The 18,379-nt window shown below is 67.5% G+C and carries 20 protein-coding genes and 3 pseudogenes; 8 read left to right on the plus strand and 15 right to left on the minus strand.

Annotated features, from left to right (window positions below):
• Positions 1-259 (minus strand): hypothetical protein (locus J7E89_RS35935; RefSeq protein ID WP_214980065.1); only part of this gene is annotated, 259 nt, incomplete at its 3' end.
• Positions 260-323: 64 nt separating this feature from the next.
• Between J7E89_RS35935 and J7E89_RS35940 the strand changes: the two genes are divergently transcribed.
• Positions 324-464, plus strand: coding sequence for a hypothetical protein (locus J7E89_RS35940; protein WP_214980067.1), 141 nt, complete (start codon positions 324-326; stop codon positions 462-464).
• Between the two features lie 4 nt (positions 465-468).
• Here the strand turns inward: J7E89_RS35940 and J7E89_RS35945 are convergent, their stop codons facing one another.
• A complete protein-coding gene (locus J7E89_RS35945; RefSeq protein WP_214980136.1) occupies positions 469-1,326 on the minus strand; it encodes a class I SAM-dependent methyltransferase in 858 nt (285 codons plus the stop codon).
• Between the two features lie 359 nt (positions 1,327-1,685).
• Between J7E89_RS35945 and J7E89_RS41450 the strand changes: the two genes are divergently transcribed.
• Entirely contained in the window at positions 1,686-2,057 is a 372-nt protein-coding gene (locus J7E89_RS41450; RefSeq protein ID WP_251061553.1) for a hypothetical protein, read from the plus strand.
• A gap of 258 nt (positions 2,058-2,315) precedes the next feature.
• Here J7E89_RS41450 and J7E89_RS35955 read toward each other — a convergent pair whose 3' ends face one another.
• The 4 genes from J7E89_RS35955 to tnpA form a co-directional block, all read right to left on the minus strand.
• Positions 2,316-3,488, minus strand: coding sequence for an acyltransferase (locus J7E89_RS35955; RefSeq protein WP_214980072.1), 1,173 nt, complete (start codon positions 3,486-3,488; stop codon positions 2,316-2,318).
• 1,514 nt (positions 3,489-5,002) lie between these two features.
• Entirely contained in the window at positions 5,003-5,125 is a 123-nt protein-coding gene (locus J7E89_RS41960) for a hypothetical protein (RefSeq protein ID WP_285439330.1), read from the minus strand.
• Positions 5,126-5,467: 342 nt separating this feature from the next.
• Positions 5,468-5,953 (minus strand): hypothetical protein, encoded by a 486-nt coding sequence (locus J7E89_RS35960; protein WP_214980075.1) that lies wholly within the window; start codon positions 5,951-5,953, stop codon positions 5,468-5,470.
• 336 nt (positions 5,954-6,289) lie between these two features.
• On the minus strand, positions 6,290-6,718 hold the full coding sequence (gene tnpA / locus J7E89_RS35965) for an IS200/IS605 family transposase (RefSeq protein ID WP_214980077.1): 429 nt from the start codon (positions 6,716-6,718) through the stop codon (positions 6,290-6,292).
• A 51-nt stretch (positions 6,719-6,769) separates the two neighbouring features.
• Between tnpA and J7E89_RS35970 the strand changes: the two are divergent.
• Positions 6,770-7,968 (plus strand): annotated as a pseudogene (locus J7E89_RS35970) (RNA-guided endonuclease InsQ/TnpB family protein).
• Positions 7,969-7,990: 22 nt separating this feature from the next.
• Here J7E89_RS35970 and J7E89_RS35975 read toward each other — a convergent pair.
• The 4 genes and pseudogenes from J7E89_RS35975 to J7E89_RS42550 form a co-directional block, all read right to left on the minus strand.
• Positions 7,991-8,788 (minus strand): annotated as a pseudogene (locus J7E89_RS35975) (transposase); the annotation flags it as partial.
• Positions 8,789-9,113: 325 nt separating this feature from the next.
• Complete coding sequence (locus tag J7E89_RS35980; protein ID WP_214980079.1) at positions 9,114-9,407, minus strand: hypothetical protein; 294 nt, start codon at positions 9,405-9,407, stop codon at positions 9,114-9,116.
• Positions 9,408-11,318: 1,911 nt separating this feature from the next.
• Positions 11,319-11,582, minus strand: coding sequence for a hypothetical protein (locus J7E89_RS42545; RefSeq protein ID WP_214980081.1), 264 nt, complete (start codon positions 11,580-11,582; stop codon positions 11,319-11,321).
• A gap of 19 nt (positions 11,583-11,601) precedes the next feature.
• Positions 11,602-11,976 (minus strand): S8 family serine peptidase, encoded by a 375-nt coding sequence (locus J7E89_RS42550; protein ID WP_374196969.1) that lies wholly within the window; start codon positions 11,974-11,976, stop codon positions 11,602-11,604.
• 8 nt (positions 11,977-11,984) lie between these two features.
• Between J7E89_RS42550 and J7E89_RS42555 the strand changes: the two genes are divergently transcribed.
• Entirely contained in the window at positions 11,985-12,464 is a 480-nt protein-coding gene (locus J7E89_RS42555; protein ID WP_214980085.1) for a hypothetical protein, read from the plus strand.
• Between the two features lie 136 nt (positions 12,465-12,600).
• Here the strand turns inward: J7E89_RS42555 and J7E89_RS36000 are convergent, their stop codons facing one another.
• A complete protein-coding gene (locus J7E89_RS36000) occupies positions 12,601-12,831 on the minus strand; it encodes a hypothetical protein (protein WP_214980087.1) in 231 nt (76 codons plus the stop codon).
• A gap of 162 nt (positions 12,832-12,993) precedes the next feature.
• On the opposite strand from J7E89_RS36000, the gene J7E89_RS36005 reads away from it, so the two are divergent.
• A complete protein-coding gene (locus tag J7E89_RS36005; RefSeq protein WP_214980089.1) occupies positions 12,994-13,296 on the plus strand; it encodes a hypothetical protein in 303 nt (100 codons plus the stop codon).
• Positions 13,293-13,433, plus strand: a complete 141-nt coding sequence (locus tag J7E89_RS36010) for a hypothetical protein (protein ID WP_214980091.1) — start codon at positions 13,293-13,295, stop codon at positions 13,431-13,433. Before J7E89_RS36005 ends, J7E89_RS36010 begins: the two co-directional genes overlap by 4 nt.
• 8 nt (positions 13,434-13,441) lie before the next feature.
• Here J7E89_RS36010 and J7E89_RS36015 read toward each other — a convergent pair whose 3' ends face one another.
• The gene (locus J7E89_RS36015; protein ID WP_214980093.1) at positions 13,442-13,798 is read right to left on the minus strand and encodes a hypothetical protein; all 357 of its coding nucleotides are present in this window, start codon (positions 13,796-13,798) and stop codon (positions 13,442-13,444) included.
• A gap of 87 nt (positions 13,799-13,885) precedes the next feature.
• Positions 13,886-14,130: pseudogene (locus J7E89_RS36020) on the minus strand (hypothetical protein); the annotation flags it as partial.
• 221 nt (positions 14,131-14,351) lie between these two features.
• Between J7E89_RS36020 and J7E89_RS36025 the strand changes: the two are divergent.
• The gene (locus J7E89_RS36025; protein ID WP_214980095.1) at positions 14,352-14,846 is read left to right on the plus strand and encodes a hypothetical protein; all 495 of its coding nucleotides are present in this window, start codon (positions 14,352-14,354) and stop codon (positions 14,844-14,846) included.
• Between the two features lie 160 nt (positions 14,847-15,006).
• Here the strand turns inward: J7E89_RS36025 and J7E89_RS36030 are convergent, their stop codons facing one another.
• Together J7E89_RS36030 and J7E89_RS36035 are read right to left on the minus strand one after the other, a co-directional pair.
• The gene (locus J7E89_RS36030; RefSeq protein WP_214980097.1) at positions 15,007-15,741 is read right to left on the minus strand and encodes a dienelactone hydrolase family protein; all 735 of its coding nucleotides are present in this window, start codon (positions 15,739-15,741) and stop codon (positions 15,007-15,009) included.
• 566 nt (positions 15,742-16,307) lie between these two features.
• Positions 16,308-16,469, minus strand: a complete 162-nt coding sequence (locus J7E89_RS36035; protein WP_214980099.1) for a hypothetical protein — start codon at positions 16,467-16,469, stop codon at positions 16,308-16,310.
• Positions 16,470-16,642: 173 nt separating this feature from the next.
• On the opposite strand from J7E89_RS36035, the gene J7E89_RS42195 reads away from it, so the two are divergent.
• Entirely contained in the window at positions 16,643-18,214 is a 1,572-nt protein-coding gene (locus J7E89_RS42195; RefSeq protein WP_214980101.1) for an RICIN domain-containing protein, read from the plus strand.
• Positions 18,215-18,379: the final 165 nt, after the last annotated feature.

Here is an 18,379-nt window from a genome sequence, read left to right on the forward strand (position 1 = left end):
AGCCGGGAGAGCACTTCAAACGAAGGTCCGCGCCCGCGGGCAGCAGCCGGACAGCGAACGGCGGCTGCGTCGGCAGATCCGGCGCCTCAGGGAACTGCGGGCCGCGGACGCCGAAGAGAACACCCGGCTCAAAGCAGACGTCGAGGAACTGGTCGGCGCCCTGCACCAGTTGATGACGGAGAACCGACTGCTGCACCAGCTGTCCGGGGGTGCCGGCGTAGTTCGGATGCCGCCCACCCGGCCGAGGACCGACAGACACCACACAGCCGGCACCGCCCGACCACATGTGATCTCCACTGTGATCACGTCGTGTACGCGTTCACATGAACGCTGCGCGGGACAGCACGCTGCTGAGGAAGGCTGCGACCAGGCCGGCGATGATGCTCACGATCACATTGGCGGCGGCGAAGACCCTCGCGCCGGTCTCGGCCAGGCAGATGGCCTTGAAGGAGAAGGCCGAGTAGGTCCTCAGCGTCGCGCAGAGTCGGACGGGGCAGCGCGGAAGTGCAGGCTGGTGATGATAGGTCGGTTATTCCGGAGAAGAGGTAGTGCTGAAGCCCAGGACAGCACATGGCCTGTGATTCCACGGCCAACAGGGAGGGGAACGTCCCGGATCGCCGTGATGGCGGGGTGGGCGGCTTGAAGCGTTTGGTGGCCGTCAGGGTCCATTCCCCAGGGCATCGGGGGGAGCCTGTAGCCCCCCGGCCCCTTCCCGCCGGCCCGGCACCTCGCACTGAAACGGCGCGAGACGGTATCGAAGATCATCGTGCCGCCGGGAAAGGTTTCCGCGCAGGCGGCGATCAGTTTGTGTACCCGTGTGGGGTGCAGGTACATCAACAGCCCCTGGGCCGTGACCAGTACGCCGCGTGAGGTGTCTACGCGCTCCATCCAGCGGCTGTCGGGGTCGCGGCTGATGTCGCAAGGGATGTGGCGCTGCCGCCTTCCTTGCGGGAGCACCCGTGTGCGCAGCTCAAGTGGCTCGGCCAAGTCGACGGAGACCCACTGCACCCGGCCGTTGTCCACCCGCCAGAATGTCGTCTCCAGACCTTCACCAAGTGCGATCACGGTGCCGTCGGGGTGTGCGGAGAGGAACGTGCGCACCGCACCGTCGAACGCGAGGGCTCGCAGCGCGATGGCCTGGGCCACCCCGGATCGGGCGGGGCCGAGTCGTTCGCGGAAAGGGAAGTCCAGCTGAGCCACCAGCCGTACTGCCTGAGGGTCCGGCAGTACGGTGTCGTGGTGGGTCGCCTCAGCCGCGCGGTGGTAGACGGTCCACAACCCAGTCTCTGCGACTCCCGTGAGATCTACTGGGATCGGGGACTCCATGGGTACGCCTCTTTCCTTGCCCAAATAGACAATCACGAATAGTGACTTCCAGGTCACTTTGAGTTCTAGAGAGGCTACTGCACTGTCTGGCGTCCATGCCCCAGCGGAGTGCGGGAGATGGCCTGCGGTCGTGGCGATCCCGACCCGCTCCTGCCCCCGCCTACGGAAGTGCCGCCCGTGCTGCTGGATCCACCCTTGTGGTGTGGACGGCCTGGCGAACCGCCGCCGCTGGGGTCCAAGAGCGCCTCGGCTTCAAGCCCCCCCGCCGAGCTGATCACCGGGACCACTACCATCGCCGAGCTGACTGAAGCTCTGCCCATCGCCGGCGGGAAGCCGGCATCGCCATCACCGGCCTCGGCTTGATCACCGCCGCAGGCGACGGCGTCAACGCCACGTGGAAGGACGTTCTGGCGGGAATGCCGACCGCCACGCACGACCCTCTCCTGGCCGGCCTGCCGGTGACCTTCTCCTGCCGCATTGCGGGCCTGGAAGACGTGCGCCAGCGCAAGGGCGGCCGCAAAGCCTGGCACATGGGCTGCTTCGTCAAGCCGGCGGTCCTCGCCGCGCGCGAGGCAGCCCGTGACGCCAGCCTGGACCCGCGCACCTGGACCGGCGAACGCGTGGCAGTGGTCCTGCGACACCCACCACCCCACCGCTCTGCCCGAAGGGGCGCCAGGAGCCGAACGAGCTCTGCGAGCAGCGCTGGCCGACGCCGACCTTTGCCCCTTTGACATCGACCACGTCAACGCGCACCGGGTTCGGCATCGACTGCGTCACCACAAAGGCCCGTCATCAGCAGGTGCGTGCAGGCGTGAGTCACTCCTTCGGATTCGGCGGACACAATGCCGCTCTCATCTTCACAGCCCCCTGACCTCCGCCCCGGCAGAATGCAGAACCCACCCGGAGCGGCCGGGGGCTGGGCAGCTATACCGCTCCCCAGCCCAGCGGCGTCAGGTGAGAAGCCGAGGCGCGAGCGGATCGGTCAGCCTTCAGGTTGCGATTCGCTCGGTAGCGGGGCGTTCCGCCAGCGGTGCTGCTCGGCCGCCGGGCCGGTCCCGTGCGACAGCCAAGCGCTGATAGCAGGGCCGCTCGACCAGAACATGCAGCAGCCAAGACGCCGACAGGGTCAGAAGGAACGCGGCCACGGTACCCACCACCGACCACCCACCCCAGTAGTGCATGACTACCGCCAGCCCGGCCGCGTGGAGCAGGTAGAAGCCGTACGTCAGGTCACCGAGGAACACCATGGCCCGTGTGCGCAGCCAGGATTGGGCGCCACATGCATCCAACGAAGCCACAGCCCGAACGAGCAATGCCACTGGGATGATCGTGGCCGCGGAGAAGAGGAACGGCCGGGGCAGCACCGCAAGACCCGTCACCAGGCACACTCCCAGCAGCACGGCCGAGGGGACGGCCCCGAACCGGACAGCGACCCCATCAGCGTGCATTCTGGCCAGGACCATGCCCAGGATGAACTGCGGCAGTTGGCACAACGGGAACGAGTACACGCACCACATCTGCAGCCCGGTGAGAGAGCCGTCCATAAAGTCCTGGGGCAGCGGCGGCCCGCCCAGCCACATCGAGCCGATGGGAACCGCCCACACCGCTGCCACAGCGCCCACAGCCACGGCTGGCAGCCACTGGGAGCGGATCCGCGCCACCAGCGGAAAGAGCAACGGAAACAGCAAATAGAACAGCAGCTCACAGGCGAGCGACCAGGTCACAGGATTGCCGGCGAAGAGGAACTGCGGCAGCGGAACCAGAGTATTGATCAGTAAGGCGTTGAACAGGTCGCCCAGCAAGGAAGGGGGCGGCGTGTTTGGCAGGCCGTCACCGGGCCAAGAAACGCCCACCCCTCGCAAGAGAAGCATGAGGGCCGCCCATACGACCAGATGGCTGGGGAAGAGCCTTGCGAACCGCCGCCGCCAGAAGGAACGGGCCGTACCCGCCCCATGTGCCGAAAGGGTCAGCACAAAGCCACTGAGTACAAAGAAGAGCGAAACGGCCGCTGTCCCCGTAAGGAAGAGACCAGCCGGCGGCCAGCCGCCCTCCTCCGTGGCCTTTCCATACGCAGCGTGGACCACGAACACAACTGCAGCTGCAACGAATCTCAAGCCGGTCAGCGAGGGCAGCCAAACAGAAGGAGCGGGGGTGGGTGGCATGACGCTCCTCAAAGCATGAATGCCGCGGTGCGGGAAGGTTCGAGAGCAGGCGAGCCGACCTGGGCCGTACGGAGCTGGCGTGTCTTGATCAGCATCCAGGAGGAAGCCGGCGGCATCTCGCAACCCACTCGGCGGCTCACCGCAACGAGCCCGGACGTTAGGCCGGTCGGCTGCATCAGGGCGAAGACGGGGAGTGGGCCCCGGCCGCCCCCACGGCTTCGAGTGACCGACACGGACCGAACCCACCAGTCCCGTCAGATGCGCCAGCAGTACTGACCTGCCACCCGCACGCCCAGTGCAGAGGCCCCAGCCATCAAGATCGGCGGTCCTCACCGACGGCAACCTCAGCTCAACACGCTGAACTTGACACAGAAGTCGTCGGAGACTCGCTCGCGCAGCTCGGCCAGGCAGACCAACCAGCTGCTCGGGCAACATCGCGGCGAACCGAGACTTCCCCGACCCGCCCGGGCCCACCGGGACCACGAGAGTGCCGGGGGTGAACAGGGCTACTGCCTGGCGCTGTCCGTGGTCGGCGGCGTCCTTCAGGGAGGCGCCTTGGTCCCTGTAGCCGGCCACGAGGACCGGATGGCCCCCGCCGAGCAGCTCCACTCGAACGTCTCGAGGAACAACGACCAGCAGGCGTCAGGGGCACTGTCTGCCCCGTGTGCCCTGCTTGCGAGCGACGTGAGTCTCGGCTTGTTGGGGGCGTGTCTTGTGGGCACCCGTGCTAGCCGGCTCTGGGGTGGTGCGGCTTGGGGTGGAGGCCCGGTCCGTTGGGGCCCCGGAGCGCGCGATCCGAAATCCGCGAAGGTGCACGCTTCGACCGGTTTAACAGCCGGGGTGGGTTCCGGGTTATGGGCCGGTCGGGTGAAGCGTGGTGGGCGGCGTCGTATCGGTCAGGGCAGGGTCGTCGGGGGTGGGGCATGCTGATGAGTAAGTGCCTGGCGGCGCTTGCGGGCCAGCGTGGTGCGGGGTCAAGTCTCCGTTCCCGCACCACGCTGTACTGGCCAGCCACGGAGGATGCCGGGGGTAAGGCTGTGCCTTGGGGGCATCCGTGTGATGAGTGAGTGGAAGTGGGCATGGCCTCCCGGGGCCCGACCGCGGTGTCAGCTTGGCGGTGTGGTGGCGGCTGAGGCGCTGGCCTTCGCGGCCGCGGCCGCGAGCGACGGGGTAGCTGATGCGCGCGTGGGTCGACCCACTGCACAAGGCGCGCTCGCTGTGCCGCTCGGCATCCCGGAACAGTCCGAACAGACCGATCCCGCCCGCTACCCAGACATCCCAAAGGACTTCGACTGACGGCCCGCCCCCTCTCCACCCGCTGAACTTGACCCGAGAAGGGGTGACCCGGGCAAGTTCTGGATGCGGTGGCTCCGGCCAGTGTGGGTGTTGGCGCGGCGACGGTGACGAGCAATTGGGGTCAGGAGGCGAAGCTCGAGGCATCCTGGGCGGCGGGGGCGACAGCGTTGGCGGTCTTCGGGCTCACGCTCGGCGGGCTGGGCGTAACGGTGTCGTTGTCAGGGCTGGGCGAGGCGGGCCAGTGCTGCGGCGAAGCTCAGGACGGCGGCGAGGACGGCCAGGGTGAGGAGCAGGAGTCGCAGGAACGACAGTGCGCGCGTGAGTCTGCTTGTTTCGTTCACCGGCTTTCTTTCGGGTTTGTGTTCGTATATGGGCCAGTTGTTTACGGACTCGCCGGGGTCCGCGCCGTCGTTTTGTTTCACGTTCTGACAACGTGGGCACAGCGGCGGGGGGATGGCGGGATGGGGACACTGTCACGTAATCGGTATGGGAGACCTCGGAATCACCACTTCGGGTGGCGGCGGTTGCGCGGTGCTGACAGGTGACCGGGGCCGAATCGGCTGGGTGCCAGGTGTTGAGTGGCCGACGTTGGGTGGGACCAACCGGTGAATCCAGCCGCAGCAGAACTCTCAACGCCGGTCCGCGGGGGCGGATATGCTCCCGCGTCCGAAGAGTGACGACTGTCATGCGTCGCGGTCACTGCCCCGCATGCTGCCCGGCCTTGGTGCGGGGTAGGCCGTGGGGGTCGTTGCGTCGTGGAGAAGGTGTTCGAGGGTGGGGAGGTCGTTGAGGGAGCCGTTGCCGTCCGGCAGGACGAGCCATTGCAGGCGTCCGCGTGTGGGCCGTGGCCATGGGGTGGCGATCCAGGAGCCTTTGCCGGCGCAGCGGATTCCGGGGGCGGGCCGGCTGGTGGTGGCGCCGGGGGGCACGAAGAAGCCTGTGAGCCTGGCGCAGGCGTCGAACAGGACTGGGCCGGGTCGTAGTCGACAGGTGTTCAGGGCCTGCAGTATGGCGAAGCCCAGGCGCTCGGGTGTGATGACGACGTCCCACCGGCGGCCGGCTGGTAGCAGGGCGACATCTGGCTGGTGATGCCGCCACTGTGTGGCGCAGGCGGCTGGATCCAGCGCCGCGTCGGCCAGCCATTCCATCGCACGCGTGGTGTTGCCCATGCGGGACCACCTCTTGCATACCAGGCGGGACAGAGCGAGCAGGTATGCTCCGACCAGCGGCCATCACAGTTGGTCACATGATGTCACCAAGTGTTACGGATGGCGCAAGGGGTGGGCATCGAGAATTTCACCGGAATGCCGTCGGCTGATCTGCTCCTGCCTCCATGCTCAAGCCACGCGCTCGCAGCAGCCTCACGGGAAACGCGGATCCATGTGAGCCATCTCTCTTCTTCGGAGGGAATCCCCGCCTTCAGGCGGGGAGGGAATCCGATCCTGAGCCCTGCGGCGCGGAGCGCCGCAGCATCGCTCCGGAACGCTCGCTGACGATAGCCGCGCTCAGTCCGGCCGCTTCTGGTTCTCGATGTAGTCCTTGACCACCTGGAGCGGGGCCCCGCCGCATGACCCCGCGAAGTAGGAGCCGGACCAGAACCGGCCGTGCATGATCGCCCGGTTCACGCGGCCGGTGAACTCCTGCCGCAACCGGCGCGAGGACACGCCCTTGAGGGAGTTGACCAGGTTCGACAGGGCGACCTTCGGCGGGTAATGCACGAGCAGATGCACGTGGTCCTCATCGCCGTTGAACTCGATCAGGTCGGTTTCGAAGTCTTCGCACACCTTCCGCATGATCTCTTCGCAGCGCGTCAGCATCTCGGCATTGAAGATGTCCCGACGATACTTTGTGACGAAGACCAAGTGTGCGTGCAGGTTGTAGACGACGTGACGGCCACGCCGTACTTCGGGGTTTGGTTCCCAGCGGGGTGACATACACCAATGTTAGTGTGATTACGCTGACTCCAACCGCAGGGGGTGGGCTGGATGATCCGTGCGTACAAGTTCCTCATGCGGCCCACCATGGGTCAGACGATCGCGCTGGGCGAGATGCTGCGCGATCATTGCTCGCTCTACAACGGTGCGTTGCAGGAACGCCGCGACGCCTACCGGCACGGCTCGAAGACCACTGTCCGGTACGGGCAGCAGTCCGCGCAGCTCAAGGACATCCGTGCCTTCGACCCCGAGCGTCAGGGCCGCTGGTCGTTCTCCAGCCAGCAGGCCACGCTTCGACGCCTCGACAAGGCGTTCGCCGCGTTCTTCCGCCGCATCAAGGCCGGAGACAAGCCCGGATACCCCCGCTTCCGAGGAGTGGGCAGGTTCGACACCGTGGACTTCCCCAAGGACGGCGACGGCTGCCGCTGGGACTCCACACCGCACGACGTGGTGACCCGCGTCCGCTTCCAAGATGTCGGGCACGTCAAGGTGCACCAGCACCGCCCGGTGGTCGGCAAGGTCAAGACCGTCTCCGTCAAGCGCGAGGGCAAGCGCTGGTACGTGATCCTGACCGCCGAGCAGTCCAAGCCGGAGCCGCTACCCGCGACGGGCAGCGTGGTCGGTATCGACATGGGCATAGCCAACTTCCTGACCGACTCAGGCGGCGAGTTCGTTCCCAACCCGCGTCTCGGGCGGAAGGCTGCCGCGAAGCTCGAAGAGGCTCAGCAGGCGCTCAGCCGGTGCAAGCGCGGCTCGAAGCGGCGCCGCAAGGCCGTGGAGAAGGTTGCCCGGCTGCACCGCAGGGTGCGACGCCAGCGGCTCGACCACGCGCACAAGACCGCGCTCGACCTCGTGCGTGAGCACGACTTCATCGCGCACGTAGACCTCAAGATCCGCAACATGAGCAAGGCTCCCGCGCCGAAGCCGACGCCGACAAGCCGGGGGCGTTTGTGCCCAATGGGGCCGAGTCCAAGGCCGGACTCAACCGAAGCATTTCCGATGCCGGATGGGGGGTGTTCCTCGCGATCCTGACTGCCAAGGCTGAGAGTGCCGGACGGGAAGTGATGGCTGTGGACCCCCGCAACACCTCCCGGCGGTGCCCAGAATGCGGGCACACCGCCAAGGAGAACCGGCCCACGCAGGAGAAGTTCCACTGCCAGGCGTGCGGCCACACCGCGCACGCTGACACGGTGGGCGCCAAGAACGTTCTACGGGCCGGGCTGGTCCGTCGCGAAGCCCAACCGGCATAGCGAGAAGCCACCCCGTTTACGGGGCGGAGGAGTCACGCAGTCCTCCTGCCAAAGGCAGCCACCAGCCGCGCTGGGCCAGCCAGGCCACAAACTCGTGCGTGCCGCGCCGGAGTCGGTACGGATAAGGGTCTGCTGGCCACGTCGATGGTGTTTGGGCAGCTGAGCCAGCGCGAGTTGGGCCGTGGTGATGTGGTCGGCGGCGGTGTTGCTGCGCGCGTTGCCGGGCGGCAGCGGGCCGCGACCGGCTCGCCGCTGCCGCCTCGGCCGTGGTCGACGAAGCCCATCAGCGGATGGTGCCCGAAGGTCTTCTTCCAGGTCGCGGTGGCGTCCTGCTTCTCGGAGTGCGGCAGTACGAGCACCCCATGCAGGTCCACGATCACCTGCCCCTTCGGCGTCCGGCGCCGAGGGGCCAGCCAACTTCCACACACATTCACGCACTTGGGTTCGCGCGGCCCGGATCGCCGTAAGGGCTCTCGGTCCGGCCCCGGCCAGGACGTCGACCAGGCGGGAGACCGTCGGGTCGCAGGCCACCGACCCGAACACGCCCGGGTCCGCTCGCAGCAATCCCGAGATCGGTCAGACAGGCCCCGCCGAGCGCGAGAGGGCCACATCCAGCAGGATCTTCCCCGGATCATGCACCGCCCGTTGCTGCCGCAACGGCGTCAGGCCGCCGATATCGCCTGGCACAGCCCGGTCTTGCGGACCGTCTCGACCAGCAGCATGCCACCGCCAGGCGGACCACTCCACGACCGCCGCCCTCAACGCGGACACCTGAGGAGTGCAGCTTTTCAGACGACGACCAGGACCAGACAAGCCTCATCGTCGCAGGTCAGGGACACCCCTCACCTTTTTGATCACGCCTCGGACAGGCTCGTTCGTGAAAGCGCGAGGCTAATAAGAAATATCCCTTCAACACCCTGCGGCGCGCCGAATTCGGGGAATCCTCACCACCTTGGCCGATGGTCGGGAAATACCGTGCCCGTGAGTGCATCGCGACAACGGCACTTGGCCCCCTCGGCTCGGCCGCCGCCGACGATGCCGATCGGATGGCCTTTGCGACACAAAGGAGGGCCCCGGCGCCGGGCCTGGGGCTCGGCGCCGGGACCACTTTCCCGCTCTCGGCCGTCTATGCGACCGTCACGCGCCTAGAAGGCGCTGTTGTTGCAGCCCATGGTCGAACCGAGGTGGGTGTCCTGTGCGCCCGGGTTGCCCTCGCCGTTGAGCGCGTTGCCCAGCAGGCCGTTGACCAGCCCGACCTCGCCGAGGACGTCGACGTTCAGGTCGTGCGACTTGCACTTGGAGCCCTGATTGATTTTGAAGTGGTCGCCACCCTTGCCGTGGCCGTGCGGACCCCCGTCGGCGTGGGCAGTGCCGGCGCCCAGGAGTCCGATGCTGCCGAGGGCAGCGACCAGGACGGCGGCCTTGCGGAGCTTGTGCATGTCATCTCCGGTGGAGTGAGGTGAATGCGATCTGTGACAGATCGACTTCTTACAGTTACGGGATGCTAATAAGAAATATCCCCACAACACCCTGCGGCGCGCCGAATTCGGGGAACCCTCACCGCCTGTCGGAGTACTCCTTAAAGCGGCTCTGGCAAGATTTTCGTAGCCGGAGATCATCTCGGTGCGGCGGTGGGCGATCCGCGTAGTGCCGGCCTTGGTGGGCGGTCAGTACGACTCGGCGGCGGAGGAGTGGGACGCCGGCGCGTCCTGCCGGGACTGACCGTGCGCCGCTGGGGGCGCACGGTCAGTCCCGGCACCTGCACGGCGAACGTCACCTTCGGACACTCCGGGTTTCGCAGTGCAAGCGCCGCACGGATAACTCGATACGGACCGGCCGGCTGCCGAGCGAGGCATCAGCGAGACCCGCAGATAGCGGCTGTGGCGCCACTCGCTCGAGTCACCGCACCCCGCACACCGCGCTGGGACACGTGACCGCGTGCAGGCACGGACCACCACGACAGCACCAACAACATCGACCAAGACAACCCGTAATTCCTCAACTGCGACAACAGATCAGGCAGTTCAACAGAGCACAGCCCCAGAGGCTGCCCACTAAACGGACTGGTCCACCACCAGATCGAGATGATCTCCGGCTACGAAAATCTTGCCAGCGCCACGTTCACCTGTACGCCGACAGCTCGTTCTCCCGCTCCGCGAACCTCAACGGCTGCCCCCTCGACCCGGCACCGACGACCAACTCGCCTGCATGGAACCCGACTACGAGGCGCAGCCCCACCGCTCGTGCTGACGCTGTTCCGGGGACCAAAGGATGGATGACGCCGGTGGTTCTGGAAAAGGCTGGCCGCCGGTGATCCGGGGACTCGCCACCGGCGTGTAGATCCGGCGCTGTCAGTTCTCGACTCCTGCGGTGACACCCGCGCTCGTCGGAGTCCGCGCGGGTTGTGAACGCCGCGCGCATCATGCTGGGCGGGGTTGGATGGTGGGGGCCCCGGGCCTGGCGCGGTTGTCGGGGCCCCCGGAACGCACAATCCGCTGCGTTTGCGCGCTCCGCCGGGATCAACTGCGCCGATGAACTTCTGGTCACGGACCCGGCGGGGTGAAGCGCGCCAGCTGACAGGTTCGCGGCTCCCTCTCGCCCAGTCTTTCGCCAGCCGGAGGCGCGGGCGGAAGCGGATGCTGAGCTTGCAGCATCGCCCGGCTCAGCCGCGCCGGTGAACTCTTAGGTCATGGGCCGGCCGGGTGAAGCGCGGTGGGCGCCGCGATGGGGCAGCGGCCGGGCCCTTGAGGGTGAGTCATGCTGACGAGTAGGCGCCGGTGGCGCCGACAGGCCAGCGTGGTGCGGGGCCATCCCTCCACCCTCCGTTCCCGCACCACGCTGGCTCAACGTGCCCTCAATTCCGGTGGATGCTCTGATCGAGGCCGCTGCGACCCGGCCCGCTGCCGAGCTCGCCGCGCTCGTGACAAACTTGAAGGAGAACGGAAGGTCCGACGCCGCCACGTGGCAGCTCTCATGCTCGCGCTCCTGAACCTACCCCGCACCAGGCGACGATGAAGCGGGCCTGGAGGTGCCGGCCCCGAGGCAGGAAGCGACGGGCTGGTTCCCGTGGCGGCGGCGCGAGGCCAGCTGACCTCACACCGCCGCACCGGGCCCAACACCGAGTGCCCCGGCCACCGTGCCGGGGCACTCGGCAACCAGCCAGCACCAGAACGTCGGCCAGCGGCATTGGGGTCTGCTTGTCGAAGCAACCTTGGTTCGTGGATGACGTAGTGGTGATCCCTCGCCATGAACTGGCCGATGTGAGTCGGAATTCGGGCGGCGGTTGCTGCCCCCCGACGCTGGGCCATCACCCACACCCTTCCCGAACGGGCCAACCAGGTTCGCAGACCCTACTCCTGGTCTGGGCGCTGGACGGGGCCGAAAGGTTCGATCTTGGGGTTGGCGAAGGGGCCTTTGACGCCAGGAGTCCGCTGGATGCGTTCGGCTGCCGCCTGGGTGACGAGCAGAGCGTAGCTGCCGTTGTGCAGGTCGACCACGCCGTAGCCGGTATCGACCTCTTCCGGGGTGAGCCCGAGGCGTCGGACGGCGTCGTTGAGCGTGGCCCCCGACGGGAGCTGCGCGGTGACGAGGACGCTGGGGGTGTCGGGGGCCATGGATCTCCTCCCGGAACGCTTACCGGAACCCGTTCTTCTTGCGGCGGCGCAGGGCGTCAATGATGCCGGGTGCGCTGATGATGCCGTAGCCGTAGTTGTAGTCGAACCCGGCGGCGCCTCGGTCGTCGGCCGTACGCCGCAAGAGGGTGCGCATCTGGCTCGGCGACAGGGAGCCGACGGGCCACTGGGAGCGGATGGCCGCGACCACGCCGGCGGTGACCGGGCAGGCCGTTGAGGTCCCATGGCGTCCAGCAGGCTCCACAGGTGGGAGTAGGCGGCGACGGCGTCCGACAGCAGGCCGTTCATCAAGGTTGCGCCTTGGCGCTCCGAGAGCAGCACCGGCAGGTCGAGCATGGTGGCCTTGGGCGCGGCGATGAGGGCGTCGAAGGCACACATCGTGCCGTGGCCGACGTCGAAGTGGCCGGGTTGGCCGACCACTCCCGGGGGGCTCCAGCTTCGTGCCGCGTCGATGGGGACCGTACGGCCCAGTTCGTCTTTCAGATGCTGGGCGTTGATGCCCGTGTCCACGATGGCCACCGGGACGTTCTCGCCGTCCAGGCCCTCTGCCCCGAGTTCGGCGAGGAAGTTCTCGACGTCCTTCCAGCTGCCTACCGAGGGGTCACCGCCGCAGGTGGGCATGGTGCTGATGACTGGGTCGGCGTAGACGCTGATGATGTCCGGACGCGTGACGGCAAGCATCCCCAGCCGGCTTGCAGTGTCGTAGTCCTGGATCGTTCCACGAACCAGGACGCTGGCGTCCTCTGGACTCATGGAGAAGGCGAGCGGCTGCTCGAGCGAGAGAGGATCCCCGCCCTCGCCGGCCGGACGCGGCTTGGGCGCCGCCACGGGGGCGTAGGTCGGGTCGAGCTCGACGCCAGGTAGCCGGCCCGCGACTTCGTCAGCAGTCACAGTGACACTCGGGTCAATGACGGCGGCCACCGCGTCAAGCGGCCGCGGAGCAGTCGTACGCATGGGAGCCCCCGGCGCGATCAGCGCGGGGGCTCCGTGGTGCAGGTGCTCAGTTGTTGATGCTGTTGTTCGCCTTGCCGTCCGCTTTCGTGTTCGCGTTGTTGTTCGCCGCGTCCGAGAGGTTGCTGTTGACGACCGAGCCCAGGGCGTTGACGGAGTCAAGGGCGGCGACGTTGTTGAGTGCACCGTCGACGATTCCCGCCTGCGCGGGGGCCACGGAGGCAAGGGCTGCACCGGCGGTGAGGGCCGTGATGGCGATGATGCGTGAGGGCTTCTTCATGCTGTGATCAACTCCCCCAGCGCCTGCGGGACACGGTCCAGCGCAGCTGATCGCCGACGACCGGAGTGCCGGTGATGCTGCTGGAGTTCGACCGCCGCACCGAGGACGCCTACGACCTGGTGCACAAGCTGCGCCGGTACTGGGAGTGGAGCCGGCGGCCGATTGCGGCCCGTCGGCCCCACTGTGCCGCTGGGTCCGGACGCCGCCCGCCAGCTCGCCGAACACCTCCAGCCAGCCGCCCCCGACCACCCGTGGACCGGCGCCCGCTTCTCCTCCTCCTGGGGCAGCCGCGAACCCCTCGACGTCACCCTGGTGACCCCCGAACTGGTCGCCGAAGTCGACGCCGACACCGCCATCGACCGCGGCGCCTGGCGAAACCCCAAGCGATTCGCCCGCCTGCGCCCGGACGTCACGGTGGCCGACGTGCCTCCGTTCGGTGAGGGTGTCACACCCGCCGCCGGATGATCCGCCAAAGCAACACCGCGTGCAACGCCGTCGCCCTGTACGTCGACCGCCGGGCGCTCGCGCAGCAGATCGCCGGCGAGGAAGAGCAGCGCCGCGCCCTGGCCGACTTCCTCGGGTGGCTGGGGCGCGGCGGGTGAACGTAGCGCTACCGCTGCACGGGGGCCTGGGCGGCCTGGGCGAAGTGCAGCACCACTGCCTTCGCTCCGGCGGCGACTTCGTCGGACAGGGCGCTGCTGCGCGGGCTGTCGGGATGGTTCTTCACCCAGATCATGGAGAACTTGATGATCTGGTCGATGTCGCTGGGGCGCAGCAGGATCGCGTCGCCGGTGTGCAGCGGCTCGGGGCCGCGGTGCTGCCACAGCCGGTAGAGGCGGCCGTCGGCGTCGTTGAAGCCGAGGTGCCGGTCGCCGTGCGGGTTGATCAGGTGGGTGGTGAAGGGCAGATCGTTCGGGCCTGGCTGCCAGGGCTGTTCCGGCTGGCTCAACGCGTCCTCCGTCGGCATTCGGTGATCACAACGTGCCGAGTGTGTCAGCGCCGATCCGGTGCGGGCAGGGCTTCCGGCCATTCGCCCGCCCCGGACTGGCACTCGTCACGCCGGGACCGCGTCCGGCTCCGCACGCAGCGACGCGAGCGGGGAGCGCCGGCCTTTCTCCACCGCGCGCAGCTGATCCCAGTCGACCTCGGTCCGTGCGACGGGCAGCGCGTCGACGTCGGCGGTGCGGTAGAGCGCGACGTCGACGGCCCCGGCCCGGGAGGTGCCGAAGCGGACCTCGATCGACTGTGGGACGTGATCCACCCGAGGCGCACCATGTGGTCGAACTTGCAGCGCCTCACCGAGTGCGATCTCTCGGTTTGGTGTCAGTGAGTGATGTGTCAGTGATGAGATCCTCCGGGGCGGGCCTGCGGTGCTGTTAAGAGAGCTGAAGATCGGGTTTGCCCGGATGCCACGGCTGTCACGAGGTGAGAGATCGGGCTGCCCGTACTGTCGCTGGCCGGTAGATGGGCAGGTTGTGCACTGTCACGTACGCGAGAGATCGCAGACAGGAAGTAACGGCGTGAAATCCCTGGAATTGGTTCGCATCGAGGCGTCTCTGCACGACTGGTCTCGAATCGAGTGTGGCTGTGGCCGATCGGCTGAGCACCTTCCCCGAGAACTGCTTGAGATGCTTGCCGATGGCGCTGACCCTGACTTGGAGAACGGTTGGGCTGAATCGCACGCGTTCATCCAGTCGAATCTGATGGCGCCCGCCGTGGCAACCACGTCGATTGCCATGGCCACTCTTGCAACCGCATCCTCCCTCGCTTGGCGGCGTCAGCTTCTCCGTGTTCTGGGCATCCTGACGAGCGGCGACCAGGACGACACCGCTGACGTATGCCTGGATGTCGTCCGGCGTGGTACCTGGATCCTGTACGAGGAGCTCGCGGCTATGCGATCGAACCTCGCGGCGGCTGGGGCGTATGACCTGCTCAATATGATGGATGAGCAGAAGGACCGGCTGCGGGGTTATCACGCAGTGGTTCGTGACCAACTGCCGCCGGACCTGCGTTAGCAACTACGTCCAATCAGGGGCGGCCGACGACATGAGTCATGTCGTCGGCCGCCCCTGCTTCTGCCTGTCCGTGCGGGCGTCGCCGGCCCTCACACCGGCTTCGAAAGATCGCTAGGACTCCAGGGCCATCTACTTCAGGTTTGGTTTCCGAGCCGGAGCCTCAGCTGTTGGCCAGGGTGCGGTCGAGGAGGGGCAGCAGGCGGTCCCAGTGGCGCTGCAGCGCGGCGGAGTTGAAGGCGTCGGTGTCGGACATGGTGAAGCCGTGGATGGTGCCGGGGTAGATCTCGGAGGTGTAGCCGACCCCCGCGGCGTCCAGGGCCTGGTTGAGCTCGCCGAGGGCCTCGGGCGTCATGTCGCCTTCGGCGTGGCCGAGGTGGACCTGGGCGGTTAGCTTGGCGAGGCTGTCGGGCCCGTCGGCGCCCACGGGGCCGTGGAATCCGGCGACGGCGGCCACCTGGCCGGGGTGGGCCGCGGCGGAGCGCATCGCCAAGAGGCCGCCTATGCAGTAGCCGGTCACTGCGACCGGTCCGGCGCCGACCTCGGGCTGGGTGGTGAGGAACCTGAGGTAGGCGTCGGCGTCGCTCAGGACACGTTCGGCGGTGTGCGCCTCGATCAAGGGCATCAGCTGGGCGAAGACCGCGGGCCGGACCTCTTCTCCGATGTGCTCAGGAAGTTCGATCACCGGTGCCGGGCCGTGCCGGTAGAAGAGGTTGGGGACGAGCACGTAGTACCCGTGGCCGGCCAGTTCGCGGGCCATCTCCCGCAGCACGGGCCGGATGCCGAAGCCGTCCGCGTACATCAGCACCCCTGGGTGCCGCTCACCACCGTCGGGGAAGGCGGCGAAAGCGTCGGCCTGGCCGTCCGCGGTGGGAATGTGCAGCGTCTTGGTGGGCATGAGTTCTCCTGTCGTGGTTGACGCGTCGAGCTGTGATCAACACGACAGGAGGCGGAGCCCGCGCAGCAGCGCCAGATCCTCGATCTAACAGCGGGCCAGCACCGGCCTGTACGGCGCTCAGAGGAGCGCCGGGTCACCAATCCGTGTGTGGCGCAATGCCGTCCCGGTAGTCATCGCCGCACAACGTAACCCACCGGACTGGATCGATGCCAGCCCCCCAAGTCCACAGTGCTGCTGGCGAGAATGATCTCGGTCAGCACCTCGGATCCTGAACCCGGTCGACGCGCTGCCCGTGACAGCGATACCGATCTTGTGTCTGCACGGCCCTCACTACACTTCGAAGGCCCTGTTCGAACTCTGAGCTGGGCAAACGCTCGCCAGGGATCGGAAACAGGTACTCAACCACCGCACCACACGCGGGTTCCAGCCCCATCACGTCCAGGATTCTGCGAACCCGCGCGCTCGACCTGCCCTGGAACCACCTCGATCAGACTCACCCCGCTGAAGGATACGGACGCCGACAAGTCGACGTCATCATTCCCGGGCCCCGGAGCCGCTGCTACTTCTCATTGCTGCTCGACCACTTGCCACAGCTCGGCCACGATCTGCTCATAGCGCTGCTGTACCGCGGCGTCCCCCGGCGTGGGCGGCTTTCTTCCGGGAGGCGCCGCCGCCCGGTTCACCTTCATGACCTGGGCGAAGGGCGACCGTGCGATATTGGTGATCATGGCAAGTCGCCAGCCCCTTACCCTGTTCGAATGAAACTGATGTTCGGACGAAGAAGTCGACTTGCTCGCCTTTCACTGGGGCGGCCGTAGCCGCCTCCATCCTGATTCCTGCTCAGCCCGCCCAGGCCGCCTCGGGACTGGACGAGTTCGCCGCGAATTTCAAGCTCACGCGTGTGGACGGGGACAAGACCAACCTCATCACCTCCGCCGAGGCCGCCGGTGTCGCCAAGGCGTCCGTGACGGACGTCCTGACCGCCCGTACGGGCCGCCCCGGGCTCTGTCACGCCACCGGGCTGAACCGCGCCCTCAAGCCTGACGGATTCTGTTGGGACGATGACGACGACAGGTCCGACTACAGCGACAGTGCGGGCGGTTGGATGCCACAGGGCTTCGCCGGTTCGCATGCCGCCACCGCCGACGGGTTGTATGCGGGCCGCTCCCTCACTGCCACCGCCTGGTACCACGGCACGTACGTCAAGGATAGGGAACCGACGACCGTCGAGGACTACTCGCGGATCTCGATCGCAGAGTCGACCGGCAGCAAGGTCACATACGGGCACGTCGCGCTCGTGGAGCCGGTCAACGGCGGCTTCATGAAGCTGAAGTACGAATCGCGCGCCGACGGCGTCGCCTGGCACGGTAACAGGCTGTTCGTCGCCAACGGCGCGGAGCTCCAGGTCTTCGACCTGACGCGCCTGTGGCGCATGAACGACACCACGAGCGCCACCACCGGACTCGCCTCGGGCAAGACCTCCGCCCGCTACCACATCTGGGCCCTGCCGCTCGTCGCCCGCTACAGCACCGTCAGCACCGCCCAAGTCGACAACGTCGCCTCGGCCTACGTCAACAACAATCCCCGGGCCTGCGCTCCGGGGACCGGCGAGCTGTGCCTGAGCAGCCTGAGCATCGACCGCTCGAGTCAGACGCCCACCCTGGTCTCGGTGGAGAACAAGGGGACTGCGGGCGCCCGCATCGTCCGCTGGCCGCTGTCGGCCCTCGGCACGGGCACTCCCACCACGGTGGCTTCGGAGGCCAAGGGCTACGTCTCTCCCGTGTGGGGCATCCAGGGCACGGCCACGGACGGCACCAGCTACTACATGAGCGGTACCTGCCCGAGCTACTGGCCCGGGGGCACCACGCTCCACTCCTGCATCCACGTGGCCAAGCCCGGCGAGGCGCCGCACGTCCTCACCCAGGCGCCGCAGCTGACCCAGGGGCTCTCCTGGGACCCACACGCCAAGCGGCTCTGGGGCGCCAACGAGGCGCTGGTGGACTCCAGCGGACCGCGCCGAGTCGTGTTCTCCATCGAGCCTGGCGCCGGCGCGACGACCAGCGACGGCTGGAGCTGGCTCACCAACTTCCACCAGGTCGGCTCCGTCTGTGCAACGCCCCAGGGCGACGCCACCGCCAACGGCACCCCGATCACCGTCTGGCCCTGCACAGGTGCGGAGTCCCAGCGCTGGCGCTACGAGAACGGGCTCATCGTCCACAGGGCGAGCGGCAAGTGCATCACTCCCGAGGGCAACGGAGCCAGCGTCAACGGAGCACTCCTGACACTGTGGACGTGCAACCCCGCGAGCGACGTCCAAAGGTTCTCCCCCTCCGCGGACGGCAGCGCCGTCAACGCCTACGGCAAGGCCATCACCCCGAAGGGCAACTCCTTCGCCAGCGGTGTCTGGCTGACCCTGTGGACCAAGGGCAGCCCCACCCCTGACGCCCAGGACTGGGTCGTGAAGGGCTTCTAGCCGCATAACGCAGGAGAAGCCCCCGGCTCCGGGCCCCGAAGGCACGATCGCACGCCTGGAAGGGCCCCGGAGCCGGGGGCACACGGGTCACCCAGGGGTCAAGCCACTGCGCCCCATCTGCCGGAAGGCTTCGGGCTGGCTGGGCACCTGGGACAGCAGTGCGTG

This window comes from Streptomyces sp. ISL-100 (assembly GCF_018614615.1).
GTDB lineage: Bacteria > Actinomycetota > Actinomycetes > Streptomycetales > Streptomycetaceae > Streptomyces.

Coding starts and splice junctions, on each gene's coding strand:
- J7E89_RS36035 (WP_214980099.1), bottom strand. CDS start 16,469: ATGATCACCAATATCGCACGGTCGCCCTTCGCCCAGGTCATGAAGGTG.
- J7E89_RS36000 (WP_214980087.1), bottom strand. CDS start 12,831: ATGAAGAAGCCCTCACGCATCATCGCCATCACGGCCCTCACCGCCGGT.
- tnpA (WP_214980077.1), bottom strand. CDS start 6,718: ATGTCACCCCGCTGGGAACCAAACCCCGAAGTACGGCGTGGCCGTCAC.
- J7E89_RS36010 (WP_214980091.1), top strand. CDS start 13,293: ATGATCCGCCAAAGCAACACCGCGTGCAACGCCGTCGCCCTGTACGTC.
- J7E89_RS35980 (WP_214980079.1), bottom strand. CDS start 9,407: ATGCACAAGCTCCGCAAGGCCGCCGTCCTGGTCGCTGCCCTCGGCAGC.
- J7E89_RS35940 (WP_214980067.1), top strand. CDS start 324: ATGAACGCTGCGCGGGACAGCACGCTGCTGAGGAAGGCTGCGACCAGG.
- J7E89_RS35945 (WP_214980136.1), bottom strand. CDS start 1,326: ATGGAGTCCCCGATCCCAGTAGATCTCACGGGAGTCGCAGAGACTGGG.
- J7E89_RS35955 (WP_214980072.1), bottom strand. CDS start 3,488: ATGCCACCCACCCCCGCTCCTTCTGTTTGGCTGCCCTCGCTGACCGGC.
- J7E89_RS36030 (WP_214980097.1), bottom strand. CDS start 15,741: ATGCCCACCAAGACGCTGCACATTCCCACCGCGGACGGCCAGGCCGAC.
- J7E89_RS35960 (WP_214980075.1), bottom strand. CDS start 5,953: ATGGGCAACACCACGCGTGCGATGGAATGGCTGGCCGACGCGGCGCTG.
- J7E89_RS42545 (WP_214980081.1), bottom strand. CDS start 11,582: ATGGCCCCCGACACCCCCAGCGTCCTCGTCACCGCGCAGCTCCCGTCG.
- J7E89_RS36015 (WP_214980093.1), bottom strand. CDS start 13,798: ATGCCGACGGAGGACGCGTTGAGCCAGCCGGAACAGCCCTGGCAGCCA.